Genomic DNA, 24,711 nt, shown 5'->3' with positions numbered 1-24,711 from the left:
CGCGGCACTTGCGTTCTGAAACATCCCTAAACAACAAAGAAGCAGACCGAAAAGGTCGCTACTGCCAGCGCATAGGTTCCAGGCGGAACAGATCGAAGGTTTTTCATGATTGGCTTTCTCGTGCGGCGTATCGCCGTGCTCATCCCGACCTTCATCGGGGTTTCTATCATCGCGTTCCTGTTCATCCGGCTTCTGCCGGGCGACCCCGTGGCGCTTCTGTCGGGCGAACGCGTCATGTCGCCGGAGCGGCACGCGCAGATCAGCGCTGCGCTAGGCATGGACCGGCCGCTGGTCATCCAGTATTTCGATTATCTGAAGGGCATCCTCAACGGTGACTTCGGCACATCGATCGTCTCCAAATCGCCGATCATCGACCAGTTCTTCGCGCTGTTTCCGGCAACCGTCGAGCTGTCGTTCTGCGCCATCTTTCTGGCCATCGTCATCGGCATTCCCGCCGGCGTCATCGCTGCCATCAAGCGCGGGTCGATCTTCGATCAGGGCGTCATGGGCATAGCGCTGGTCGGCTACTCCATGCCGATCTTCTGGTGGGGCCTGCTGCTGATCATCCTGTTTTCGGGCATTCTGCAATGGACGCCTGTTTCGGGACGCATCTCTTTGATGTTCTTCTTCCCGCCGGTCACCGGCTTCATGCTGATCGACTCGCTGCTGTCGGGGCAGAAGGGTGCCTTTGCCTCCGCGCTCAGCCATCTGGCGCTGCCCTCCATCGTGCTTGCCACCATTCCACTGGCCGTCATTGCGCGTCAGACGCGCTCTGCCATGCTGGAAGTGTTGTCGGAAGATTACGTCCGCACGGCCCGCGCCAAGGGCCTGTCGCCCTTCCGCGTCATCGGCATTCATGCGCTGCGCAACGCCATGATCCCCGTCATCACCACCATCGGCCTTCAGGTCGGCGTCATGCTGGCCGGTGCGATCCTCACCGAAACGATCTTCTCCTGGCCGGGCATCGGCAAATGGATGGTCGATAGCGTCTTCCGCCGCGACTACCCTGTCATTCAGGGCGGTCTCCTGCTGATTGCAGGCATCATCATGGTCGTCAACCTCATCGTTGACCTCATGTATGGCCTCATCAATCCGCGCATCCGGCATTAAAGAAGAGGATCGTTTCATGGCCGATACCGCCATCACCAACAAAGCCGAGCCGGTTTCCTCTTCCGCCATGCGCAAGCAGATGCTGAAGGAATTCTGGTTCTATTTTTCCGAAAACAAGGGTGCCGTTATCGGCCTCTACGTTTTCGTCGCACTCGTCATCATCGCTGTCTTTGCAGGCGTCATCGCCCCGCATTCGCCGTTCCAGCAGTATCGTGACGCCGTTCTTCTACCGCCTGTGTGGCTGGAAGGCGGAAACATGTCGCATGTTCTGGGCACCGACCCGGTCGGTCGCGATATCCTGTCGCGTCTCATCTATGGTGCGCAATATTCGCTGTTTATCGGCGTCTTCGTCACCACCCTGTCGCTGTCGACAGGCGTCGTGATCGGCGTTCTCGCCGGTTACTATCGCGGCTGGCTGGATACGGTCATCATGCGTCTGATGGACATCATCCTGGCCTTCCCCTCGCTGCTGCTCGCGCTGGTTCTCGTCGCGATCCTCGGTCCGGGACTGACCAACGGCATGATTGCGATTGCGCTGGTTCTGCAGCCGCATTTCGTGCGCCTGACCCGCGCAGCTGTCATGGCAGAAAAGTCCAAGGACTACGTCACCGCCTCGCGGCTGGCAGGCGCAGGGCCTTTGCGTTTGATGTTCCGCACCATTCTGCCCAACTGCACGGCACCCCTGATCGTTCAGGCAACGCTGTCGTTTTCGAACGCCATTCTCGATGCAGCCGCGCTCGGCTTCCTTGGCATGGGCGCACAGCCCCCTGCCCCGGAATGGGGCACGATGCTGGCCGAAGCACGCGAATTCATTCTGCGCGCATGGTGGGTCGTCACCTTCCCCGGCATTGCCATTCTCGTCACCGTTCTCGCCATCAATCTGGTGGGCGATGGTCTGCGCGACGCGCTTGACCCGAAACTGAAGAGGTCCTGACATGGCACTTCTGCAAATCGATAATCTCGTCGTCGAATTTGAAACCGCCACGGGCTGGTTCCGTGCTGTCGACGGCATCTCCGTCTCCGTCGAAAAGGGAGAGGTTCTGGCCATTGTCGGCGAATCCGGTTCGGGCAAATCCGTCTCGATGCTGGCCGTGATGGGCCTTTTGCCCTGGACGGCGAAGATCACCGCCGACCGCATGCTGTTCGAAGGTCGCGACATCCAAAAGCTTACCGCTGCTGAGCGCCGCAAGCTGATCGGCAAGGATGTTGCCATGATCTTCCAGGAGCCGGTGGCAAGCCTCAATCCTTGCTTTACGGTCGGTTTCCAGCTGGAAGAAGTGCTGCGCATTCACATGGGCATGGACAAGAAGACGCGCCACGCCCGCGCGATCGAGCTGTTCAAGCTCGTCGGATTGCCTGACCCGGAGGAGCGGCTCAAGCACTTCCCGCACCAGATGTCCGGCGGCCAATGCCAGCGCGTCATGATCGCGATTGCCATCGCCTGCAATCCGAAGCTCCTCATCGCCGATGAGCCGACGACCGCGCTCGACGTCACGATCCAGAAGCAGATCCTCGACCTTTTGATGAAGCTTCAGGCCGAAAACGGCATGGGTCTCATCATGATCACCCACGACATGGGCGTGGTGGCAGAAACCGCCGACCGTGTCGTCGTTCAGTACAAGGGCAAGAAGATGGAGGAAGCCGACGTGCTGTCTCTGTTTGAAAATCCGCAGAGCAATTACACCAAGGCGCTTCTGGCTGCCCTTCCGGAAAACGCGACGGGCGATCGCCTGACCACCGTATCGCAATTCTTCGATGGCACACCGGCACCAGCGCCTTCAGTTGCGGGAGAAACGGCATGACCAATAGCAACACCATGCTTGAAATCCGCAATATGAAGCGCGATTACCATATGGCTGGCGGCTTCATGAAGCCATCCAAGACCATCCATGCAGTCAAGGGCGTGTCCTTCAAGCTCGAAACCGGCAAGACACTGGCCATCGTCGGCGAAAGCGGCTGCGGCAAGTCCACGCTTGCCCGCATGCTGACCTTCATCGACGAGCCGACATCAGGCGAGTTGCTGATCGACGGCCAGAAGGTGGACACGCGTCCGGGCCATCTGACCGCAGAAATGCGCCAGAAGGTGCAGATCGTGTTTCAGAACCCCTATGGTTCGCTCAACCCGCGCCAGAAGATTGGCGATGTCCTGGGCGAACCGCTGCTGATCAACACCAAGATGTCGGCTGCCGAACGTCGTGAGAAGGCAAATGACATGCTGGTGCGCGTCGGTCTGGGACCGGAGCATTACAACCGCTATCCGCACATGTTCTCCGGCGGCCAGCGCCAGCGTATCGCCATTGCGCGTGCACTGATGCTGAACCCGAAGCTTCTGGTGCTGGACGAGCCGGTCTCGGCCCTCGACCTTTCGGTTCAGGCACAGGTGCTGAACCTGCTGTCCGACCTTCAGGACGAGTTCGGCCTGACCTACGTCTTCATTTCCCACGATCTGTCGGTGGTGAAGTACATCGCCGACGAAGTCATGGTGATGTATTTCGGCGAAGCGGTGGAATACGGCACCCGTGAGGATGTCTTCTCAAATCCACAACACAGCTACACCCGCACCCTTTTTGCCGCCACGCCCAAAGCAGACGTGGAGTCCATCCGCGCCCGTATGGCTGCAAAGACGATGGCGAAGGCCGGTTGAAACCTTCAGGAAGCCCGACTTTGAATCGGGCTTCCTCATTTAAGAAATTTTGATTTTATTTCAAAGACTTGTCATTTTTTCGAAGAAAAACGCGAAAAACCTCCGTTTTTTTCTCAATGACGGCTAGACCGCCCGCATAATTCGCCTGCGTCCAACGCCATAATGTGTTCGCGAGACATTGTGGCGTGTGGAGGTTGGTGTTGCCTTGGCGGCTGTAACGTGCGGCTCGCTCTCGAAACACCAGTATCTGGCAAGCCCGGTGGTCCCGAAAAGAGACCGGACACTGCCTTTATACCTGACCGCACGGGCGCGCGTGCGGTCAGGCGAATGACACTTTGGAGGACGTGCGTGGTACCAGGACGTTAAACGGCTGGCACCACGCACGAAATCCAGAAAAGCAAGACCGGACGACCAAGGCCACGCAAATGCGGATGCCGCAGACCACCATACCAGAGACTTCACCGCATTTGCGTGGCTCTCCGGGTTTAGACGTCAGAACACACCACGGGCACATCGTGCCGCGTGAACGGCGAAGCCTGTCTGAATGGCGGCTGCGGTGATCGCGCGGCCTCTCTCCTCAATCCGGCTTCCTCGCGCAGATCGCATAACGATGCTGGATACCTCTGGCCGCAGCCTTCAGCACGTTCCAGTTCTTGGCCTGCGTCTTGTGAATGGCCCGCAAATCGGTGTCGATCACCACATTTTCGAAGCCCGCCTCCCGCAACAGCGCTGCCACCGCTTCGGCGCGTGCGCCCTGTGAGAAGTAGACCCGCGACAGGATGCTGTTGTGCGTGCCCGCCATCTCCGCTGGCATATGCACCGGCTCCTCCTTCAGCAGGCCGAGTTTGAGCAGCTTGGCCGCGAGGCTCTTGAGCAGTTTTTCGGCAAGACTGACATTGACGAAATCACCGTCGACGATCAGCAGTCTGCCGCCGGGTTTCAGCACGCGCAGCCATTCCTGAAAGGCCGCTTTCGGATCGACCAGCGTCCAGACCAGATGGCGGTTGATGATGACGTCGTGGGCGGCATCCGGCTCCATGGTGTTTTCGGCGTCGCCCATGCGGAACGTAATCGCACGGTTGCGGCTCCTGGCTTTTGCCTTGGCACGCTCCAGCATCGGTTCGGCCCAGTCCAGACCCGTGACGCGGTAGCCGAGATCGTCCATCAGATGCGAAATGACACCGGTGCCGGACGCAAGGTCGAGTGCAGTTTTGCCGTTGCCGCGCCCCAGATGTTTCTCGACCAGACGCAGCCATGCAGTCCGCTCGTCTTCGGAGAAGATTTCATGGCCGGGAGACAGGTCGAAGGTGGCTGCGCGTGCCGACCAATAGGCCTTGATTTCATCGCGCAGACCGAAATTGTTCCCGTAATTGTTTGCACTATCCATGCCGTCCAACCTTCACGATTGCCAGTTTCGAAATACTCTAAAAGATAAAACTTGACCACGCTTATCATAAAATAATAAAGCGCGGACAGTTTTACTGGAGAACAATTTCGATGCGCATTACAGGCAAATCCGCCATTCTTGCAATGGGTCTTTTCGTGTCTACCGTTCTGCCCGCTTTTGCCGAAAAAGTAACCGTCAAAGACGTGACCGGGCGCGATGTCGAAGTGAATGTGCCAGTGAAGCACGTCATTTTGGGTGAAGGCCGCCAGATTTACTTTCTGGCCGCGCTCGACAAGAACAATCCTTTCGAACACGTCGTCGGCTGGCGCGACGATCTGCCGAAGGCCGATCCTGAGTCCTATCAGGCCTATCTTGCGAAATATCCCGATATCGCCAAGCTTCCAACATTCGGCGGCATGAAGGACGGCACCTTCGATATCGAGCAGGCGGTTGCGCTGAAGCCCGACGTCATCCTCATGAACATCGACGCCAAGACGGCAACCGAAGAAGCCGGTTACATCGAAAAACTCGGCAAGGTCGGCATTCCACTCGTTTACGTCGACTTCCGTGAAAAGCCGATGGAAAACACCGAGCCAAGCATGCGCGTGATGGGCAAGCTGATGGGCAAGGAAGATGTGGCCGAAGACTTCATCAAGTTCCGCGCCGACAGCATCAAGCGCGTGACCGACGTTCTGGAGAAGGAAAAGCCCAAGCGCCCGGTCGTCTTCGTCGAGCGTGCCGGTGGTTACTCCGATGACTGCTGCATGTCCTTCGGCAACGAGAATTTCGGCAAGATGGTCGAGATCGCCGGTGGCATTAACATGGCCAAGGACATCATTCCCGGCACCTTCGGCACGGTCAATCCCGAGCAGGTCATCGCCTCCAATCCTGACCAGATCATCATCACCGGCGGCAAGTGGGATGCCTATGTTCCCGGCGGCAAGTGGGTGGGTGTTGGTTACGGCGCAGACCTGAAAGAAGCCCGTCGCAAGCTGGAAGACCTGACCAAGCGCCCGGCCTTTACCGGCGTCAAGGCTGTCGAAGACGGCAATGTCCACGCCATCTGGCACCAGTTCTACAACAATCCGTACCAGTTCGTGGCCATTCAGGAAATTGCCAAGTGGCTGCACCCTGATCTCTTCAAGGACCTTGACCCGGAAGCGACCTTCAAGGAACTGCACGCCCGCTTCCTGCCGCTTGACTACAAGCCCGGCTACTTCGTGTCGCTCAAGGACGACAAATAACGGACGAACGGCGTTGGGGGAGCGCTGATCGGACATAGGGCGAAGCCGCAAGCGTGGCTTCGCCACAATGCATTTGAGATCGAAAGGATTGCCCATGCCGTTCAGGACTTTCAAGCGGATCGCCGCCCTCGTCGTTGCATTGATCGCAACGCCCGCGCTGTCAGCCGAGATCATCGATTCCGCCGGTCGCAAGGTCGAGATCGACAGCCCGGCGAAACGCGTGATCGTCGGCGAGGCACGCCAGGTGCATGTGATCGCTGCGCTGAAGGGCGACAAGACGTTCGACACGATCGTCGGCTGGCGCGACGATCTCATCAAGAAAGACCCCGATAGCTACAAGGCCTATGTCGAGCGCTTTCCGCAGATCGAAAAACTGCCGCTCTTCGGCTACCTGCCACAGGGCGAATTCAGCCTCGAACAGGCAATCTCGCTCTCGCCCGATGTCATCACGCTCAATCTGGAGGTGGAAAAAACCGCCAAGGAAAGCGGCTTTGAGGAAAAGGCCGCAGCAGCCGGCATCAGGGTCGTCTACATCGACTTCCGCCTCGATCCGGAAAAGAACAGCGAAAATTCCATCCGCGTCCTCGGCACGATTTTCGGTGCCGGGCAACGTGCGGAAGAGTTCATCGCCTATCGTCGCGCCCAGATTGCGCTGGTCACCGACAGGCTGGCCTCCGTCAAGGACCTCAAGCGTCCCGGCGTCTTCATTGAACGGGCACCGGGCATATCGGGCGAAAACACCTGCTGCCGCACCTTCGGTCCCGTCAATTTCGGCACCATGGTGGAAGAGGCCGGTGGGCATAATATTGCCGCAGATGTCATAAAGACCACCTTCGGTGATCTCAACCCAGAGCAATTGCTGGTGTCCAACCCCGAGCATGTCATCGTGACCGGTTCCAACTGGGCGGCGGAAAGCGATATCAACCAGTTTGTGCCGGTGGGGCGGGGTGCCGATATGGCCTTGTCTCGCGAACGTCTGGCCAAACTGATGACGCGCACGCCCTTCCCGGAACTGGATGCGGTGAAGAAAGGCAATGTCCACGCCGTCTGGCACCAGTTTTATGGCGCGCCCTACGAGTTCTTCCCCATCCAGCAATTTGCAAAATGGTTTCACCCGGACCTCTTTGCCGATCTGAACCCGGAAAAGAATTTTGAAGAGTTTCACCAGAAATTCCTGCCGGTGACGTACAAGCCGGGATATTTCGTTTCACTTGAAAAAGGCTCGAACTAAATGGCACCCATCGCGGAAACACAGGTCGAGACGACGGGGCGCGATCAATATCGCGCTCTGGCCGGTCGGCGCATCCTGATCCTCGTCGGCCTCGTCGTGGCGCTGTGTCTGAGCATTGCGACCGACATGGCGCTCGGCCCGGCGCGCTATTCGCTGTCGGAGGTCATCAGCGCGATCTTCGATCCTGCAGCCGTTGCCAACCAGTTGCGCGTCGTCATCTGGGACATCCGCATGCCGATTGCGCTGATGGCGGTTACCGTCGGGGCCTCGCTGTCAGTTGCAGGTGCGCAGATGCAGACCATTCTCTCCAACCCGCTGGCCAGCCCCTTTACGCTGGGCATTTCGGCGGCGGCGAGTTTCGGCGCAGCATTGGCGCTCGTTGGCGGCGTGGCGATTTTTCCCGGTGCCGTGGAATATATGGTCCCCATCAACGCCTTCCTGATGGCGATGCTGGCCGCCATGTTCATCCACTTTGCCTCGACCATGCGCGGCGTGTCGGTCGAAACCATCGTGTTGCTCGGCATCGCGCTGGTCTTCACCTTCAATGCCGCCCTCTCGCTGCTGGAATATCTGGCGTCTGAACAGGCGCTGGCGGCCGTGGTGTTCTGGACCATGGGTAGCCTGACGAAAGCGACATGGGCAAAGGTCTATGTGACCGCAGCCATTCTGGTTTTGACCGTGCCGCTGTTCATGAAAAACGCCTGGGCCTTGACCGCGCTGCGGCTGGGCGACGACAAGGCCGCCAGCATGGGCGTCAATGTGCGCCGCCTGCGTTTGCAGACCATGCTGACGGTCAGCCTCCTGGCCGCCATTCCCGTCTCCTTCGTTGGCACCATCGGTTTCGTCGGTCTCGTCGGTCCCCACATCGCCCGCATGGTGGTGGGGGAAGACCAGCGCTTCTTCCTGCCGGGATCTGTGATCTGCGGAGCGCTGCTGCTCTCCGTCACCTCCGTCGTCAGCAAGATGCTGATCCCCGGCGCGATCCTGCCGATTGGCGTGATCACGGCGCTGGTTGGCGTTCCCTTCTTCTTCGTTCTCATCTTCTCCAACAGGAGACGCGCATGGTAGCCCTTGCCCTTCAGGACGTCGGTGCCCAATACGGTCGCACCACGGTGCTGTCCAATGTCAGCATGGATATGCTGGAAGCCGGAAGCATCACGGCCGTAATCGGCCCCAACGCGGCGGGTAAATCCACGCTGTTCAAACGCATCGCAGGCCTCATCAAAGGCCCCGGCGTGGTCACGCTTTCGCAGACCGAACAAGGCCCGCGCACGATCTGCTACATGCCGCAGGATACCGGTGCGAATGCGGTTCTCACCGTCTACGAATCCATTCTTCTGTCTGCCAAGCAGGGCAGCGGCTGGAAGGTGCATGATGACGAACTGGCCGAGATCGATGCCATTTTGAAGGCGCTCAACATCCATGATCTCGCCTTTCGCGGCCTTGGCGAATTGTCGGGCGGGCAACGCCAGCTCGTTTCGCTGGCGCAGGCGCTGGTGCGCAAACCTGAAGTGCTCTTGATGGACGAACCGACATCGGCACTCGATCTTCACCGGCAGGTCGAGGTGCTGGATTTCATTTCCAGCCTTGCCCGCCGCAACGGCATGATCATCCTGATCGCCCTGCACGATCTCAACCACGCACTGCGCTACTGCGAGCACACCATCGTCATCGAAGGCGGCAAAATGGCCGTCAGCGGCCAGACGGCAAATGTAATCACGCCGGACATGCTGCGGACGATCTACAAGGTGGATGCGCGCATCGAGATGTGTTCACGCGGGCAGCCGTTCATTCTGGTGGACGGCACGGCTTGAGGTTATGCCAAGCCCTGTCCTCATGCTGAGGTGGCGCGCAGCGCCCTCGAAGCATCCGGCTGCGCACTCCTCCCTCTCGTCTTGCAACCCTCGTCCTTCGAGGCCTCTACGGGGCACCTCCCCTTCGACAAGCTCAGGATGATGGATGAGGGTTGCTGCAAGAAGCTGTGCAGACGACAACAGCCCAACCTTCACAAACCGCGACCAACCCTACTCAACAAAAATCCGAACACTGGACGCCCTGCCATCCGCATCGATCACTGTCAGTGTCGAAAACCCCTGCCCCTCAGGCAGCCACTCGCTACTGCGGCGACGGGACGGTTCGGGCAGTGGCTTACCATTGGCGAGCCAGTGGAAGGGTGCGCGACCGCCCTGTAGTTTGAGGACGAGCGGGGAGAGTTCACCGCTTTGGCCGGTGAGCTCGATGCGGGCGCCCTCGGGCGGATAGACGATTTGCGGTGAGGGTTCGCGACGCGAGGCCGACAGGAGGCCTGATGTGTTGACGCTGAAGCGGCGCTGGTTTGCGGGCAGATCCTTATAGGACAACCGCGAGACGCCGGGTGGTGCAGGCGGGAACGGGGTGAGGGCGATGCCGGATTTGGTGAAAGCTTCGAACAATATCGGGGCGGCGGAGACGTAGCCGGCAAGGCCAGGAACCGAGCCGTTATCGGCCCGCCCCGCCCAGACGCCGATGACGTAGCGGCCATCGTAACCCACCGACCATGCGTCGCGATAACCATAGCTGGTGCCGGTCTTGTAGGCGATGCCGCGCTGCTTCATGCCGAGCGGCGGCAGCACGCCGGAGAGGACATCGCTGATGTTCCAGATCGCGGCCTTGGAAAACAGCGGATCGACATCCAGCACCTGCGGTCTGGCGCGCACGCCATCGCCCAGTTGCACCGGCTGACCGTCGTTGGCCAGCGCTGCGTAAAGCTGAACGAGATCGACGAGCGACAGGCCCGCACCACCGAGCGCAATGGCAAGCCCCGGCGCTTCTGCCTTCGGCAGCACCATCTGGACCGACGCGCGGCGGAAGCGGACCATGAGAGCGGCGGGGCTGACGGCATCCAGCAGACGCACGGCGGGAACGTTGAGCGAGAGTTGCAGGGCCTGTCGAATGCTGACATCGCCCTGATACTGCATGTCGAAATTGCGCGGGCGATAGCCGGAAAAATCCGCCGGGCGGTCTTCGATGATGGTTTCCTGCGCAATCAGGCCGTTTTCGAAGGCAAGGCCATAGATGAAGGGTTTGAGCGTCGAGCCGGGAGAGCGCACCGCGCGGGACATTTCCACCCAGCCACGGCGGTCATTGTCGAGAAAATCCGATGAACCGACGTCTGCGATGATGTCGCCGGTGGTGCTATCGGCCATGACGATGGCGACGGAAACCTTGTCGCCCAGCTTTTCGGCGGAACGCTGCGCCAGGGCTTCGAGCTCTCTTTGAATGGGCAGGCGTAGCGTGGATGCTACGGTGACGGACTGCGGGAAGCGGGCGCGCGCCGCTTGCGCCAGATGCGGGGCATAGGAGGGCAGATCGAGCCGTTTTGTCGGAATGGCGGCAATGGCCGCGCGGGAGGCTTCGCCTTCCCCCACCACTTTTGAGACGGCGAGGCGTTGCAGCACGCGTTCGCGCGCAAGCTTTGCGGCCTCGGGAAAGCGATCCGGGCGGCGTTTTTCCGGCAGTTGCGGGATGGAAACAAGGAGCGCCGCCTCTGCCGTTTCCAGCCGTTTCGGCTCCTTGCCGAACCAGGCCAGACTGGCGGCTCTGATACCTTCCAGATTGCCGCCATAGGGCGCGATGTTGAGGTAGAGATCGATGATCTGCTGTTTGCTCAGCCGCCGCTCGATCTGCCATGCGCGCGCCATCTGGAGAAATTTGGCACTAAACGAGCGGTCCGTGCGCGGCTCGATCAACCGTGCCACCTGCATCGACAGCGTGGAAGCACCGGAAACGATGCGGCCATGGGTCAGCAATTGCCAGGCGGCGCGACCCAGCGCCTGAAAATCGACGCCGCCGTGATCGAAGAAGCGTTGATCCTCATAGGCAACCAGCATGCGGATGAATTGCGGATCGACATCCACAGCCGAGGTGTGCAGCCGCCAGTGTCCGTCCGGCGTTGCGAAGGCGCGCAACAACTTTCCGTCTGCATCCAGCACTTCCTGCGAGACGATGCGGGCATTTTGCAGCGGTGGCGGAAAGGCGCGGTCCAGACGGTCGAGGCCGTAGACGGCAGCGCCGGTCAGCACGGCCGAGACGACAAAACCACTAACAAACGCCCGCCACCTGATCATTGCTGCGCTGCGCGGACCTCCATGCGCCCGGTTGCGGTGCGGGCGGAAAATTGCGGACGGTACATATCTTCCACCGACGCTGCCGGATTGTCGTAGGTGCCGGGGGTGACGGCGCGCACGACATAGGCGAGCGTTATCTCCGAACTGTCGCCCGATGCACGGTCGAAGGCCGCGACGAAACGGTCGTAGCGGAATTCTGTGTGCGCGGCTTCGGTTTCCGGCAGCCAATCGAAATTGGAAAGGGCTGCGCTGCTGACGAGGCTTGGATTATCGATCTCGAATCCGGAAGGCAGGAGATCCGTGACCATGATGCGCGATTGCCAATCGTTTTTCGGCGTGACCGTGAGGACGACGACATAGCGCTCGTTCTGGGTCGCTTCGCTGATATTCACCTCTTCGCCATCCATCGAATAATAGGTCTTCTGGATATCGAAACCTTCGCCGCCAGCTGGCAGCGGCTGTGCAGGCGGGGCGACGGTGGTGACAACCGCCGTTACCGTGTCTTTCGAGGCATTGGTGATCTTGATGGGCGATTGCAAAAGATCGTCGCCGCTGATGCTCTTGCTATAGCCACCCTGTTCCAGCGTACCGTTGATATCGAGCTTGACGTCCTTGTCTTCGCCCTTCAGGGCGCGGGCGGCGAGAAGCATCCAGGCCTGTTCCTGCGTGCTGGTATAGGGCTTGGCGTCCCACGCCTTAGCCACCGCACTTGCCAGTTGCGGAACGACCGCGGGCACCGGGCGGCTTTCGGCGGCAAGCGCCAGCGAGGCGGCATCATCACGCAGGACCGAACCATAATCGGCTCTGGAAAGGCTGACCTTGGTGGTGGCCGACGCCATGCTGAGCGACGCGCCGAAGACGGATTTGGCACGCGCCGCATCACCATAAAGCGACAGGGCCGACGCCAGTTGCGCCTTGGCAAGCGGCGTTGGGAAATCCTTCAGCGCCGTGTCTGCATAATAGCGCAGATCGTTGATGGCTGCCTTGCGATTGCGGGCGAGAACATAGAGTGAGTAGGCGATCTCGTTGCCACGATCCTTGACGTTGTTGTCGTAGGCCAGACCGTTTTGCAGGTTGGTGAGGGCCTGCACCATCGCCGTTTCCGGCACATCGAAGGATTGCTCGCGCGCGCGTGTCAGGAAGTCGGTGATATAGGCATCCAGCCACAGATCACCCTCGCCCGGACCCCAGAGGCCGAAGCCGCCGGAGGAGGACTGGAAGGACAGCACGCGATAGATCGCATCCTGCACCCGCTTGTGGATATCGGGATCGTCGGCACCACCGCGCTGCTTCATCAGTTCTGAAAGATAGAGTAGAGGCAGCGCACGGCTGGTGGTCTGCTCGGCGCAGCCATAGGGGTATTTGTCCAGCATCATCACCAGCCCCGGCACATCGAAGGCAGGCGAGCGGGTGACATTGACGGCGACCGAGGAGCCGACAAGCATGCTCTCGGCCAACAGATTGCCATCCACCGTGAGGCTGCTGTTGGGCGCGATCTGAATGTTGCGCCTGGTGGTGACCGGCAGCACGGCAGGGCGAACCGGAATGTTCAGCACCTGCTGCAATGACAGACCGCTCGCATTGGCAAGCGTGATGGTAATTGCGCCATCGCCGGGATTTTCACCCGTCAGCGGCACGGTCAGCGATGTCTTGCCGCCCTTCTGCAAGGCGAGCGTCTGCGAGACCTCACCCTCATCGACGGTGATCGCCATGTTGCTGGCGATGCCGAGCTTGTAATCGCCCGCTTCACCATCGGTATTGGCGATATCGATGCGCATTTGCGAAACATCACCGGGGCTGAGGAACTTAGGCGTACTGGCAGTGATGACGACGGGATCGCGGATGACCACGTCAGAGACGGCATGGCCGACACCGGTTTTGGTCCAGGCCACGGCCATGAAGCGGGCGGTGCCGTTGAACTGCGGAATATCGAAACGAATGGTGGCCTTGCCTTGCGCATCTAGCTCCACGGGACCGGCGAAGAAGGCGACCAGCTTTTCCTTGGGTGGGCTGCCTTGCAGCGCCACCTGTCCGCCATCACCGCCGGTTCTGAGACGCCCGGTGGCGCCCAGCGATCCATCGATCAGGCGGCCATAGAGATCGCGGATTTCCAGACCCAGACGGCGCTGGCCGAAATACCAGTCATCCGGCTTGGGCGGCTCGTAACGGGTGAGGTTGAGAATGCCGACATCGACAGCGGCGACCGTGACATAGGCCTTGTCGCCCGCACCGGCACCGGAGACCTGAACGGGGATTTCCAGCGATTGGCGTGGCAGGGTCTGCTTGGGAAGTGTGAGCGCGATGCCGAGCTTGCGTTCGCCGGGATCGACAGCCAGCCATTTGATGCCGATGGCGCGCATGGGCATGCGGCTTTCCTGCGCATCACCGGGGCGGAACAGGGTGGCGGTGACGTAGGAGCCAGCACCCCAGTCTTGCGTGACGGGAATATCGACCTCGCCACCCTTGTCACCGATCTCGACATTCTGGACGGCGATCAGCTTTTCCGAGCCGGATGTGATCATCAGCTGGCCTGCATAGCGCGACGTGACCTGCAATTTGGCGGTCTCGCCGATCTTGTAGCTCTGCTTGTCGAGCGCGATTTCCAGCGCATCGGGCGTTTCGGTGGAGCTTGCGGAAACGAACCAGCCGGCATCGAACTCGACGCTTGAGGTGGGGCCGTTGTTTTCCGCGGATTCGATCTCGAGGCGATAGCGACCCCATGATGCAGGCACGGAAATTTCGCCGCCATTGGCATCGATGGCCAATGTGCCTGTTTGCACCTGCTTGGTGTAGACGACGGGCTCATAACGCCAGGAATTGCCCTGACGATACCATTGATAATTCCGCTCGACCTTGATGAGCTTCCATGTGAGGCCGCTCATGGCCTGTTTGCTGCCATCAGGGCCAAGGCCGATGACGTGGAAACGACCGATGGAATTTTCAGCCAGATCGCCGGAGAATTCCGGCTTGATGCCGATCATCGCGCTATCGGATTTGACCGGTAGCGTCAGAGACCGTTCCACCGCGCGGCCACCGGCTTCGCGCATGCGCAGGGTGATATCGGCGGAGAGATACTGCGTGGTGGAAGGCAGATCGGCCAGCGCGACGTTGAAGGTCGCCTTGCCGTTTTCATCCAGAGCTGGAAGATCATCCAGCGTGGTGCGGCTTTCCTCTTCTGTTTCCTCGTCGGCAAGGCCGAACATATAGCCTTCGAAGCCCGGATGGGTGCGGGTGGGCTTCAGCGCAATTTCACCTTCGAGCGTCAACCCGGCGGCGGGCGCGCCGTAGAGATAACGGCCATCGACATCGATGGCGGTGTCGCCAGCCGGGTCGATCTCCTTGGCCTTGCTGGTCAGATCGAATTCGGTGCGATCCGGCACGAAATCGTCGACGAGGAAGGATTTCTGGCTGATGGCTGCTGTCTTCGGGTCTGTATGGATGGCCAAGGTCCAGGTGCCGCGCATGGCACTGTCCTGCAGGGCCAGATCGACCGTATAGCCGCCCAGTGCCTTGCCATCGCTGACGAAGCGGCGGTCTTCCACGCCATCGGGCCGCGAGAAGATGAAGGTGAGCGGCAGGTTCTCCACCGCATTGCCTTCGATATCGCGCGCCAGCGCCGCTGCATGCACGGTTTCACCGGCGCGGTAGATGCCGCGTTCCGTCCAGCTGAAGACATCGATGGCACCGGGGGCGGCGCGGCCGGTGACGCCACGGTCGGAGAGGTCGAACCCGGCGCGGGTCATATCGAGAAAGACGTAATCCGTGTCGCCATTGCGCGCCGTGATGATGGCAGGCGCCTGACCGGCGGTGCCACGCATGAGGCCTGCGGAAAACACCGCGCGGCCCTGCGCATCCGTCGTTGCGGTGCCCAGAACTTCATTGTTCTTGGCAAGAAGCTGGAGCTCCACGCCACCCAGCGGTTTTGCGCTGCTGAGCGCGCGAACGAAGACATTCAGCCCATCCGTTCCGGCATAGGTGGTGATGCCGGTATCGGAGACGAGGAACCACTGCGTGGCGCGAGAATCCCAGCTTTCCGGCGCAGTGCCGGGCGGAACGGCGGTCAGCACATAGATGCCGGGCTTGCGTTGCGGCAACGCCTCATCTACGGGGAAGCTGGTGACGACATCCTTGTTCAGCTCGTTCTGGATATCGATACCGCCCTGCCAGACGAGTTCGCCGATCTCGTTTTCGATCCGCTCTGCGCCATAGCCATCCATCTGCGTCAGGAACTGCGAGTTGTTGAGCAGGCTGGTGATGCTGCGGTCGCCCACCCGGTAAAGCTTGAGATCGGCGTGATCGATATTGACGGAAACCAGCGGAATGCCACGGCGGGCGGTGCCGGGCAGAACGAAATTCTCTCCGGTAACGCGCACGGATCCAGACCGGTCGCGCACGTAAATGTCGAGATCGACCTGCTTTTCCAGCGGCTCTTCGACCGAAGACGGCAGACCGGCGCGAAGCGCAATCTTGTAGCGCTGGCCGTGGGTCAGACCCTCCACGCAAATCTCGCTGCCCTTGGCCTCGATGGCCTTGGGGGCTGCGCCATCCAGCGTGACGAAGGAGGAATAATCGACGCCGTTTTTGACCAGAGGTTCGGAGAACTGGATGCAGGCGCGCGGGCTGACGCTGTCGGTATCAACAGTGTTGTTGGTGACCCGGAAGCCCTGACGCGCCTTCAAATCCACATAGGCGGCGCGGGTCTGGGCATTGTCCGACAACGCAAGGCTTGCCTTGTAGCTATCGAGCGCTGCGCGGTAGCTCTGCGTTTTTTCAAAGGCCTTTGCCAGCGTGTTAAGCGCATCGATGCGCGCGCTGACGGTGCGGATCAGCGAATAGGCATTGAGGGCAGCGGTGGCGGATTGCCCCGATATTTCGTAATTATTGTCTATTCTCGCGGCTGTGCGGGAAAGCTCGGACCAAACCGCGCCATCATCCGGGTTCAGCGCCAAAGCGGATTTATAGCTCTCGACCGCCTGGGGAATATTGGCCGCGCCTGCAAATTGCCGGGCCTGCGCCAGAAGCTCCTCGACGCCCTGCGACTGGTCCGCATCCGATGCGGCAAGGCCTGCCTTCAGACGCCGCGCCTGCTGGTACAGGCTGTCATCCACGAAGGAGAGTTTCTGCGGCGCGCCGATATCCGGCTCGCTGGCGACTTCCACCACCTTGCCAGCGACCGCGCCGGGGAAGGCGTTGAGCTGGTTGAAATCCGATTTCAGGAAGCACCATTGCACCTTGGGATTATAGGTGAAGGCCTTGCAGGCCTTGTCGTTGATGCAGATGGTTTCGCATTGCGGCAGGGAGACATTCTGCTCTGTGCGAAGATCGAAGCCGAAATAATCACCATTTTGGGTGGTGACGACCTTTCGCGTTGCGTCCTGCGCAAGCGCTGGCTGGATGGCCAGAGTGGCTGCGACGAATAACAGGCTCTTCAAAACAGAACGCACGAACATTGGTCCCTCCCCGGTACGCACGACCGCCGCGACTCTGCTCGGATTTTACACAGAAAGTCAATGCGATCCGCAGCGGTCGGGCGCAGTCATATCCGGCGCTTCCTACCCGCAGTGGCTCGTAAAAAAGCGCGCCTGCCGAACCTGCCTTACATGTTGGAAAGCCGGTGGAATTCAATATTTGCAGCATTTGCATGTTGAAAGCTACAGCCGGGCCTTTCACCCCTATCGATTGACATAAGATTTCTATCGCATATATGTATGACAACTTTGCTTGAGATATGATTGGGAGAACAATGGGCCAGACACAGTACACGAACCGCTTCGCCATCGACCCGAAGACGGCTGCCAAATTCGGCACCGAGGAACTTCGCGAGAACTTTCTGCTGCCGCCGCTGTTCGTCAACGACACCGTTCAGCTGCACTACACCAATTACGACCGCATGATCGTGGGTGGTGCCGTGCCGGTGTCGGGCTCGCTGGAACTGGAAGCCATCAAGCCAACGGGCACGAAATCCTTTCTGGATCGTCGCGAGCTGATCGTCGTCAATATTGGCGGCAAGGGCACGGTGACGGTGGATGGCACGGATTTTGAAACCGGTACGCGCGACATGGTCTATGCGGGCCTTGGTGCAAAGGTATCTTTCGCGTCCGCCTCGTCTGAAACGCCTGCGAAATTCTATCTGCTCAGCGCACCGGCGCATGCCGCCTATCCGGCAAAGCATATCAGCATCAACGATGCCAAGCGCGTCGATCTCGGTTCGCAGGCAACCAGCAACGAACGCTCGATTTTCCAGTTCATCCACCCGGAAGGCGTCAAGACCTGCCAGCTGGTTGTCGGCATGACCAGCCTTGCACCGGGCTCCGTCTGGAACACCATGCCATGCCATATTCACGACCGGCGCATGGAAGCCTATCTCTATTTCGACCTGCCCGAGACGGCGCGCGTCTTCCACTTCCTGGGTGAACCGAACGAAACGCGCCATCTGGTGATGAAGAATGAGGAAGCGGCTCTGTCTCCCGGCTGGTCCATCCATTCCGGTGCTGGAACGGCCAATTATTCCTTCATCTGGGCCATGGCCGGCGACAATGTCGATTATACCGATGTCGACCCCGTCACCATGGACGACCTGAAGTAAGGATGACGCAGATGAGCGAGAGCAATGCATTCGTCAATGCCGAGGATGGAACCTGGACACCGACCGAACCCGGTGTGTCCCGCCGCATCATGGCCTATCTGCCGGAAATGATGATGGTCGAAGTCGTCTTCGAAGCGGGCGCGATCGGCTCGCTTCATTCGCACCCGCATATCCAGGCGAGCTATGTGGCCGAGGGTCGGTTCGAAGTGACGATCGATGGAGTGACACAGGAACTGGGTCAGGGCGGAACCTTCATCGTCAAGCCAGACCTAGTCCACGGCGTGAAGGCGCTGGAAAAGGGTCGACTTATCGATACGTTCACGCCGCACCGCGCCGAATTCCTGTAGTACATCAAGGGGCAATCTTTGGGCTGCCCCTCAATCTTTCTCGTCAAATGGACAGGTTCTAGTCTTCTATTCGGCGAGCTTCCGACACGAGCATGATCGGCACGCCATCGCGGATTGGATAGGCAAGCCTCGCGCTTTCCGAGATCAACTCCCGCTTTTCCCTGTCATAGGAGAGACGCCCCTTTGTCAGAGGGCAGACAAGAAGGTCGAGCAGCTTCGGATCGACATTGCTTAACTTCTCGTCCATGACCACCCCATCATTGCAAGAGAGTTCCGGGTTCGCTGCTGCCCTGCGCAAGAACGATTTCCGTAATCGCGATCAGCGTGTCAGCGCGTGACTTGAGGTCCGGCGCTTCGAGCAGAGCTTGCTTTTCCGCCGGGCCGAAGGGCGACATCATGGACAGCGAGTTGACGAGAACGCGATTGCCCGCACGCTCGACGCTTTCCCAATCCGCCTCCAACTGGTTGGCGTCCAGAAAGGCTCGAAAAACCCGCAGAAGATTTTCGCGATCCACGGATTCCTCGTCATATTCGCCGGAGAGATCGGACAGGAATGGTGCATGCTTGAAAACCCGGTAAGGCGTGCCACTCGCCACCTCGTCCAGCAGGCGAAAACGGCAGACGCCGCTGAGCGACACCAGATATCGGCCATCACCCGTTTCTGAAAACGACGTGACGCGGCCTAAACATCCGACGGGGCTGAGCGGACCTGCGCCCGTGCCACTGTCGAGCCCCTGCAGGGATGGCTGAACCATGCCGATCAATCGGTCACCGGCAAGGGCAGCATCGAACATGGCGAGGTAACGTGGCTCGAAAATATTGAGAGGCAACTGGCCTTCTGGCAGCAGAAGAACGCCGGAAAGCGGGAAAACCGGGATCACATCCGGCAGATCGGTGCTCTTGAGATATCGTGCATTTCCGACATGCATGGGTGTGTCCTCGCTTCCAGATGTACCGGCAACGCCGCTTCGCCCGGCTTCAGCGGCACGCCCTTATAGGTGTGGTCTGCGGCGATGGATCGCAAGGCGCAGGTCAGGAAAACAGTATCGAAGACAGCTTTCTACGGGCCGATACCGAAGCAGGGTCCTTGAAACCCCAGTTTTCCAGAAACTCGACCAATTGCTTGCGCGCGCCATCGTCCTCGTAGGCGCGATCCTTGCGCATCACGATCAGAAGCTGGTCCGCAGCCTCTTCGCGCCTGCCCTGCGCATTGAGAATCTTCGCCAGTTTCATGCGCGATTCGTGATCGTCTGGATTGGCTTCGAGAGCCCGCTCCAAAGCTGTGGGGTCGCCCAACTGGCGGGCTTCCTCGTATTGCGCAAGCTTTTTGGAGGCGGCCTGAACGGCAGCATCCGCCAGTAGCGCTTCGGGAACGGATGCCAAGAGATCACTGGCACGCTGGTACTCACCAACGGCAATCATACATTCGGCAATGCCGGCAATAGCTGCGGCGTTTTCAGGATCGACCTGCATGACGAAACCGTAGAGCTGGGCTGCTCCCTGATGATCGCCATCGGCAAAAAGTTGCTTGGCTTCGGCGAGCGCCGCATCGATCTCCGCCTGCGGGTCGTTTGCGGCAGGCCCGGCGATCTTGTCGATGAACTCGCGAATCTGGCTTTCCGGCACGGCACCCATGAAGCCATCCACCGGGCGACCGTCCTGAAACGCGACGATAGCGGGAATGGACTGGATACCCAGCTGGCCGGGAATGGATGGATGGTCATCGATGTTGAGCTTGACGAGCTTGACGCGACCGCCAGCCTCGTTGACGACCTTTTCGAGAACAGGCGTCAGCTGTTTGCAGGGTCCACACCACGGCGCCCAGAAATCCACCAGCACGGGCTGGCGGCGAGATTCCTCCATGACATCCTTGGAGAAATTGGCCGTCGTCGTATCCTTGATATGGGAGGCCGCAGCCGCCGCACCCGGCGCGCTGCCATAATTGACGGAGCCAGTCATCTGTCCGCTGTTGGACGTTCCGTAGGGATTATCGCTCATATAAAGTCTCCGTTCATGTCGCAGCATGCCGCCATCTGGCGCAAAGATCGTACTTTACTCGGTCACTTTCAAGACGAGCGGTGTGTGACCCGTCGCCTCCAGAAAGCGAATGAGGTCGTCGCGCCCGATGGTGGTGGTGGCATCGTTGGACAGCGGGTGGCCGTTGATGAGATCATGCTTCATCAACTCGCTGTCGAGCACAAATGTCACGTCGTGCCCCGTATCGTTGATGGCACCGAAAACGGTGACAGAGCCCGGAATGACGCCCAGATACTCCATCATCTTCTCGGGTCTGCCGAACGACACCCGGCTTGAAGCATCGATGACCTTGTGGACCGTCTTCAAGTCGACAGTCGCATTTTCTTCCACCGTCAGGACGAAATATCTGTCCTTCTTGTCTTTCACGAAAAGGTTCTTGGTATGGCCGCCGGGAATGCGATCCCGCAGCGATTCCGATTCGGCCACGGTGAAGACCGGCTCATGGTCGACGGTCGTATGCGCAATGCCAAGCCCATCCAGCAAAGCGAAAAGGTCCTGCGCCGTCTTGGGCGATTGCTCGGTCATTTTGGATTTCTCGCGACATCGGATTCGGTTTTCGTTGCCATTGTCATTAGGCCCTCAAAACCGCTTTTGCAATTGGCTTTGAGATTTCAGCATCAAAAAAATCAAATGTTTTCCGTTACTTGTCCTGTTTTTCAAAATTTTCTGCAGCTTTTTGTCATTTCCCTGTTGCATTTAAAAAGCGGTTGAGCGATATAGCCCTCGTCGCCGCAACGCAGCGACCCGCGGTTCAGCGATCTACCCCGAACCAGCGGATTTGAGCGGGTGTAGCTCAGGGGTAGAGCACAACCTTGCCAAGGTTGGGGTCGAGGGTTCAAATCCCTTCGCCCGCTCCAATTTTCTCAAAGAGAGTAAATTGACACGGTGGTCTGGGAAACCAGGCCGTTCTTTGACGATTTTTCCTGAACTGAAAACAGACAAGCTTTCCAGAAATCTGAAACCAGCAACGCGCCCTTATTCAAGCTGCAGTGTCAAAACGAGACTGCGCGAAGCGCTGTCGCATTTTGACACTGACGATTCTTTTGTCAGCTGGCCAGCCGATGTTCGGCGAGCTTCACCCAATAGGATATGCCGTAGGCGATGGCTTCGTCGTTGAAGTCATAGCTTGGATTGTGCAATCCGGCGCTGTCTCCATTACCTAGAAAAATGAAGGCTCCGGGCCGTTCATTCAGCATGTAGGAAAAATCTTCGCCCGCCATGGATGGATCGACATCAGGGTCGACATTTTTATCGCCGACCACATCACGAGCGATGGCAATTGCGTGTTCGGTCTCATCGGCATGATTGACGGTGACGGGGCAATAACGCTCGTAGACTGCTTCAGCTTCGGCACCGTTGGCCTGCGCAATGCCTTCCGCCATCTGCTTGATACGGGCCTCCGCGGCGTCGCGAACCGACTCGTCCAGCGTGCGCACCGTGCCGGCGATCAAGGCCTCGTTGGGGATAATGTTGTGACTGGACCCCGCCTGAAAGCGCGTGACGGAAACCACCACCGAACGAATGGGATCGGTGTTGCGTGATGCGATCATCTGGAGATTGCTGACGATCTGCGCGCCGATGGAAATCGGATCGACCGTGCGGTGCGGCTGCGCCGCATGGCCGCCCTGCCCTTTGACGAGAATGGAAAATTTGTCGGGCGCGGCCATGATGCCGCCCTTGCGGATGGCGAAGGAGCCGAGCGGAATGCCGGGCATGTTGTGCATGCCGTAGACTTCATCGATGCCAAAACGCGTCATCAAGCCATCTTCGACCATGGCGCGCGCACCCGCACCACCTTCTTCGGCAGGCTGAAAGATAACGGCGACCGAGCCGCTGAAATTGCGCGTTTCCGCCAGATACTTCGCAGCACCCAGCAGCATGGCCATATGGCCATCATGCCCGCAGGCATGCATCTTGCCTTCAACCTTCGATTTCCACACTGCGCCCGTTTCTTCCACAATCGGCAGAGCATCCATATCGGAGCGAAGGCCGACGGTGCGCCCCTGGCCGTGCCTGCCGTGGATAATACCGACAACCCCGGTGCGACCGATGCCCGTAACGATGTCATCGACACCGAAGTCTTTCAGCTTTTCCGCCACGAAGGCGGCGGTTTCGTGCACATCGTAGAGCAGCTCGGGGTTTTCATGAAGATGACGCCGCCACTCACTGGCCTGCACCTGCAATTCCGCAGCTCTGTTCAAAACTGGCATTCACTTATTCCTGACGTTCCATTCCCGGCATGACGACACACGACCGCCCACTGCACGATAATGGGCTGCATCATCGACGGTTTCAATGGAGTTGCAAGCCTGGTGAAGCGGACGGAGCGTTCTCAAGGGACAGAATGCCAGCAATGCTTAAATTTTCTCTGCACTCACAGGTGATAATAGACGGGGATAGCGCGGTGCGACCCATGCAGGATGGCAAACTTTACCGCCGCACGCGGAAATGTCAGCGGGGGACCGCTTGTCGCTACCCCTACCGGTGTGCTGATATCGGTTTGATCGAAAAAATTTTCTGGGAGGAAATGCATATGATTGTTGAGTTGCTTATCGATGGCAAAGACCGCAGAGCGGAGGGTGACCGCACGTTCGACCGGGTGGACCCGGTGGCAGGAACGGTTGCCGCCACGGCCGCAGCCGCCAGCGTTGCGGATGCCCGCCTTGCCGTCGATGCAGCAGCGCAGGCTTTCGAAACCTGGTCGAAAACCGGGCCGAACCAACGGCGCGCGCTGCTGATGAAAGCAGCCGACGCAATGGAGGCCAAAGCCCCTGACTTCATCGAGGCAATGATCACCGAAACCGGCGCGACCGGGCTGTGGGCCGGTTTCAACGTCAAGCTGGCAGCAGGCGTCATTCGCGAAGCGGCAGCCATGGTTACGCAGCTTGGCGGCGAGATCATCCCTGCCGACAAACCGAACACGCTGGCCATGGGAATGCTGAAGCCCAAAGGCGTGTGCCTGGGCATGGCACCCTGGAATGCACCCGTCATTCTGGGCACCCGTGCGGTTGCCATGGCCATTGCCTGCGGCAACACGGTCGTCCTCAAGGCATCGGAGCTTTGCCCGGCCACGCACCGGCTGATCGGCGATTGCTTCACGCAGGCTGGCTTTGCGCCGGGCATTCTCAATGTGATCAGCAACGCGCCTGATGACGCCGCCTCGATTGTGGAGGCTCTGATTGCCGATCCACGCATTCGCCACGTCAATTTCACGGGCTCTTCCAAGGTGGGCCGCATCATCGGGAGGCTTGCGGGGGAAAACCTCAAGCCAGCCTTGCTGGAACTGGGCGGCAAGGCGCCGCTGGTGGTTCTGGACGATGCCGACATCGACGGCGCCGTCAATGCCGCCATCTTCGGCGCCTTCATGAACCAGGGACAGATCTGCATGTCGACGGAACGGATCATCGTTGATCAATCCATAGCCGACGAATTCGTATCCAAACTCGCCGCACGCGCGAATTCGCTACCTGCGGGACACCCTCGAGAAAAAGTCGTCCTGGGATCTCTGGTGACGCCGGATGCTGCCGAAAAAATGGATGCCATCATCGCTGATGCCACCGCCAAGGGTGGCAAGCTTGTGGCCGGAGGCACGCGCAACGGAACCATTGTCGCCGCAACGATCATCGACCATGCCGCGCCCGGCATGAAGATTTATTCAGAGGAATCATTCGGACCCGTCAAACCCGTCATCCGGGTCAACGGCGAGGCGGAGGCAATCCGCGTGGCGAACGACACGGAGTACGGATTGTCCGCCGCAGTCTTCAGCCGCGACATCGGCAGAGCGATGCGCGTGGCAGACCAGATCCAGTCCGGGATCTGCCACATCAATGGCCCCACCGTTTCCGACGAGCCTCAAATGCCATTCGGTGGCGTGAAAGCTTCCGGTTATGGCCGTTTCGGCGGGAAGGCTGCGATTGCGGAATTCACCGAGCTTCGCTGGATAACGATCGAAGATGCCGGTCAGCATTATCCTTTTTGAATACGACGGGCGGCGCTCGGCTCAACGCCTTTCGTCGCCC

19 protein-coding genes and 1 tRNA gene are annotated in these 24,711 nt (G+C 59.5%); 12 read left to right on the top strand and 8 right to left on the bottom strand.

What is annotated here, in order from left to right; all coding sequences use genetic code 11:
• Positions 1-105 precede the first annotated feature (105 nt).
• The 4 genes from ASF29_RS02125 (at position 106) to ASF29_RS02110 (ending at position 3,754) form a co-directional block, all read left to right on the top strand.
• Entirely contained in the window at positions 106-1,110 is a 1,005-nt protein-coding gene (locus tag ASF29_RS02125; protein ID WP_062448081.1) for an ABC transporter permease subunit, read from the top strand.
• A gap of 67 nt (positions 1,111-1,177) precedes the next feature.
• Complete coding sequence (locus ASF29_RS02120) at positions 1,178-2,044, top strand: ABC transporter permease subunit (RefSeq protein WP_244473474.1); 867 nt, start codon at positions 1,178-1,180, stop codon at positions 2,042-2,044.
• A gap of 1 nt (position 2,045) precedes the next feature.
• Positions 2,046-2,912, top strand: coding sequence for an ABC transporter ATP-binding protein (locus ASF29_RS02115; protein WP_082453340.1), 867 nt, complete (start codon positions 2,046-2,048; stop codon positions 2,910-2,912).
• Entirely contained in the window at positions 2,909-3,754 is an 846-nt protein-coding gene (locus ASF29_RS02110; RefSeq protein WP_062448078.1) for a dipeptide ABC transporter ATP-binding protein, read from the top strand. Before ASF29_RS02115 ends, ASF29_RS02110 begins: the two co-directional genes overlap by 4 nt.
• A gap of 577 nt (positions 3,755-4,331) precedes the next feature.
• On the opposite strand, the gene ASF29_RS02105 is transcribed toward ASF29_RS02110, so the two are convergent.
• Complete coding sequence (locus ASF29_RS02105) at positions 4,332-5,141, bottom strand: class I SAM-dependent methyltransferase (protein ID WP_062448076.1); 810 nt, start codon at positions 5,139-5,141, stop codon at positions 4,332-4,334.
• 110 nt (positions 5,142-5,251) lie between these two features.
• Between ASF29_RS02105 and ASF29_RS02100 the strand changes: the two genes are divergently transcribed.
• The 4 genes from ASF29_RS02100 to ASF29_RS02085 all read left to right on the top strand — a co-directional run bounded on the left by ASF29_RS02100 (position 5,252) and on the right by ASF29_RS02085 (position 9,430).
• Positions 5,252-6,385: an ABC transporter substrate-binding protein gene (locus ASF29_RS02100; protein ID WP_062448074.1), complete on the top strand. Its 1,134-nt coding sequence runs from the start codon at positions 5,252-5,254 to the stop codon at positions 6,383-6,385.
• Between the two features lie 94 nt (positions 6,386-6,479).
• On the top strand, positions 6,480-7,616 hold the full coding sequence (locus ASF29_RS02095) for an ABC transporter substrate-binding protein (RefSeq protein WP_062448073.1): 1,137 nt from the start codon (positions 6,480-6,482) through the stop codon (positions 7,614-7,616).
• A complete protein-coding gene (locus tag ASF29_RS02090) occupies positions 7,617-8,684 on the top strand; it encodes an iron ABC transporter permease (protein WP_062448071.1) in 1,068 nt (355 codons plus the stop codon).
• Positions 8,678-9,430: an ABC transporter ATP-binding protein gene (locus ASF29_RS02085; protein WP_062448069.1), complete on the top strand. Its 753-nt coding sequence runs from the start codon at positions 8,678-8,680 to the stop codon at positions 9,428-9,430. The genes ASF29_RS02090 and ASF29_RS02085 overlap by 7 nt, the downstream gene beginning before the upstream one ends.
• Before the next feature lie 210 nt (positions 9,431-9,640).
• Here the strand turns inward: ASF29_RS02085 and pbpC are convergent, their stop codons facing one another.
• Positions 9,641-11,722, bottom strand: a complete 2,082-nt coding sequence (gene pbpC / locus ASF29_RS02080) for a penicillin-binding protein 1C (RefSeq protein WP_062448067.1) — start codon at positions 11,720-11,722, stop codon at positions 9,641-9,643.
• Positions 11,719-17,172 (bottom strand): alpha-2-macroglobulin family protein, encoded by a 5,454-nt coding sequence (locus ASF29_RS02075; RefSeq protein ID WP_062448065.1) that lies wholly within the window; start codon positions 17,170-17,172, stop codon positions 11,719-11,721. Before ASF29_RS02075 ends, pbpC begins: the two co-directional genes overlap by 4 nt.
• A 293-nt stretch (positions 17,173-17,465) precedes the next feature.
• Between ASF29_RS02075 and kduI the strand changes: the two genes are divergently transcribed.
• Together kduI and ASF29_RS02065 are read left to right on the top strand one after the other, a co-directional pair.
• Entirely contained in the window at positions 17,466-18,308 is an 843-nt protein-coding gene (gene kduI, locus ASF29_RS02070; RefSeq protein ID WP_062448063.1) for a 5-dehydro-4-deoxy-D-glucuronate isomerase, read from the top strand.
• An 11-nt stretch (positions 18,309-18,319) separates the two neighbouring features.
• Positions 18,320-18,655 carry a cupin domain-containing protein gene (locus ASF29_RS02065; protein ID WP_062448630.1) on the top strand — a complete coding sequence of 112 codons (336 nt, stop codon included), beginning with the start codon at positions 18,320-18,322 and terminating at the stop codon, positions 18,653-18,655.
• A 58-nt stretch (positions 18,656-18,713) separates the two neighbouring features.
• On the opposite strand, the gene ASF29_RS02060 is transcribed toward ASF29_RS02065, so the two are convergent.
• From ASF29_RS02060 to ASF29_RS02045, 4 genes are all read right to left on the bottom strand, one after another.
• Positions 18,714-18,902, bottom strand: coding sequence for a Trm112 family protein (locus tag ASF29_RS02060; protein ID WP_062448061.1), 189 nt, complete (start codon positions 18,900-18,902; stop codon positions 18,714-18,716).
• Between the two features lie 10 nt (positions 18,903-18,912).
• A complete protein-coding gene (locus ASF29_RS02055) occupies positions 18,913-19,584 on the bottom strand; it encodes an LON peptidase substrate-binding domain-containing protein (RefSeq protein ID WP_062448059.1) in 672 nt (223 codons plus the stop codon).
• A 103-nt stretch (positions 19,585-19,687) separates the two neighbouring features.
• Positions 19,688-20,653: a thioredoxin gene (gene trxA / locus ASF29_RS02050; protein ID WP_062448057.1), complete on the bottom strand. Its 966-nt coding sequence runs from the start codon at positions 20,651-20,653 to the stop codon at positions 19,688-19,690.
• A 54-nt stretch (positions 20,654-20,707) separates the two neighbouring features.
• Positions 20,708-21,217 carry a prolyl-tRNA synthetase associated domain-containing protein gene (locus tag ASF29_RS02045; protein WP_062448055.1) on the bottom strand — a complete coding sequence of 170 codons (510 nt, stop codon included), beginning with the start codon at positions 21,215-21,217 and terminating at the stop codon, positions 20,708-20,710.
• 257 nt (positions 21,218-21,474) lie between these two features.
• On the opposite strand from ASF29_RS02045, the gene ASF29_RS02040 reads away from it, so the two are divergent.
• A tRNA-Gly gene (locus tag ASF29_RS02040) sits at positions 21,475-21,549 on the top strand.
• 189 nt (positions 21,550-21,738) lie between these two features.
• Here ASF29_RS02040 and ASF29_RS02035 read toward each other — a convergent pair.
• The gene (locus tag ASF29_RS02035) at positions 21,739-22,902 is read right to left on the bottom strand and encodes a M20 aminoacylase family protein (RefSeq protein WP_062448054.1); all 1,164 of its coding nucleotides are present in this window, start codon (positions 22,900-22,902) and stop codon (positions 21,739-21,741) included.
• 323 nt (positions 22,903-23,225) lie between these two features.
• Here ASF29_RS02035 and ASF29_RS02030 point away from each other — a divergent pair, with 323 nt between their 5' ends.
• Positions 23,226-24,671: an aldehyde dehydrogenase gene (locus tag ASF29_RS02030; RefSeq protein ID WP_062448628.1), complete on the top strand. Its 1,446-nt coding sequence runs from the start codon at positions 23,226-23,228 to the stop codon at positions 24,669-24,671.
• The last annotated feature ends 40 nt before the right edge of the window (positions 24,672-24,711 follow it).

The organism is Rhizobium sp. Leaf262, from assembly GCF_001422245.1.
GTDB lineage: Bacteria > Pseudomonadota > Alphaproteobacteria > Rhizobiales > Rhizobiaceae > Agrobacterium.
This window is presented reverse-complemented; position numbering and strand designations above follow the sequence as displayed.

What these genes read in the sequence shown, in the direction of transcription:
- ASF29_RS02125 (WP_062448081.1), top strand. Translation starts at nt 106, where the DNA reads ATGATTGGCTTTCTCGTGCGGCGTATCGCCGTGCTCATCCCGACCTTC.
- ASF29_RS02120 (WP_244473474.1), top strand. Translation starts at nt 1,178, where the DNA reads ATGCGCAAGCAGATGCTGAAGGAATTCTGGTTCTATTTTTCCGAAAAC.
- ASF29_RS02115 (WP_082453340.1), top strand. Translation starts at nt 2,046, where the DNA reads ATGGCACTTCTGCAAATCGATAATCTCGTCGTCGAATTTGAAACCGCC.
- ASF29_RS02110 (WP_062448078.1), top strand. Translation starts at nt 2,909, where the DNA reads ATGACCAATAGCAACACCATGCTTGAAATCCGCAATATGAAGCGCGAT.
- ASF29_RS02105 (WP_062448076.1), bottom strand. Translation starts at nt 5,141, where the DNA reads ATGGATAGTGCAAACAATTACGGGAACAATTTCGGTCTGCGCGATGAA.
- ASF29_RS02100 (WP_062448074.1), top strand. Translation starts at nt 5,252, where the DNA reads ATGCGCATTACAGGCAAATCCGCCATTCTTGCAATGGGTCTTTTCGTG.
- ASF29_RS02095 (WP_062448073.1), top strand. Translation starts at nt 6,480, where the DNA reads ATGCCGTTCAGGACTTTCAAGCGGATCGCCGCCCTCGTCGTTGCATTG.
- ASF29_RS02090 (WP_062448071.1), top strand. Translation starts at nt 7,617, where the DNA reads ATGGCACCCATCGCGGAAACACAGGTCGAGACGACGGGGCGCGATCAA.
- ASF29_RS02085 (WP_062448069.1), top strand. Translation starts at nt 8,678, where the DNA reads ATGGTAGCCCTTGCCCTTCAGGACGTCGGTGCCCAATACGGTCGCACC.
- pbpC (WP_062448067.1), bottom strand. Translation starts at nt 11,722, where the DNA reads ATGATCAGGTGGCGGGCGTTTGTTAGTGGTTTTGTCGTCTCGGCCGTG.
- ASF29_RS02075 (WP_062448065.1), bottom strand. Translation starts at nt 17,172, where the DNA reads ATGTTCGTGCGTTCTGTTTTGAAGAGCCTGTTATTCGTCGCAGCCACT.
- kduI (WP_062448063.1), top strand. Translation starts at nt 17,466, where the DNA reads ATGGGCCAGACACAGTACACGAACCGCTTCGCCATCGACCCGAAGACG.
- ASF29_RS02065 (WP_062448630.1), top strand. Translation starts at nt 18,320, where the DNA reads ATGAGCGAGAGCAATGCATTCGTCAATGCCGAGGATGGAACCTGGACA.
- ASF29_RS02060 (WP_062448061.1), bottom strand. Translation starts at nt 18,902, where the DNA reads ATGGACGAGAAGTTAAGCAATGTCGATCCGAAGCTGCTCGACCTTCTT.
- ASF29_RS02055 (WP_062448059.1), bottom strand. Translation starts at nt 19,584, where the DNA reads ATGCATGTCGGAAATGCACGATATCTCAAGAGCACCGATCTGCCGGAT.
- trxA (WP_062448057.1), bottom strand. Translation starts at nt 20,653, where the DNA reads ATGAGCGATAATCCCTACGGAACGTCCAACAGCGGACAGATGACTGGC.
- ASF29_RS02045 (WP_062448055.1), bottom strand. Translation starts at nt 21,217, where the DNA reads ATGACCGAGCAATCGCCCAAGACGGCGCAGGACCTTTTCGCTTTGCTG.
- ASF29_RS02035 (WP_062448054.1), bottom strand. Translation starts at nt 22,902, where the DNA reads ATGCCAGTTTTGAACAGAGCTGCGGAATTGCAGGTGCAGGCCAGTGAG.
- ASF29_RS02030 (WP_062448628.1), top strand. Translation starts at nt 23,226, where the DNA reads ATGATTGTTGAGTTGCTTATCGATGGCAAAGACCGCAGAGCGGAGGGT.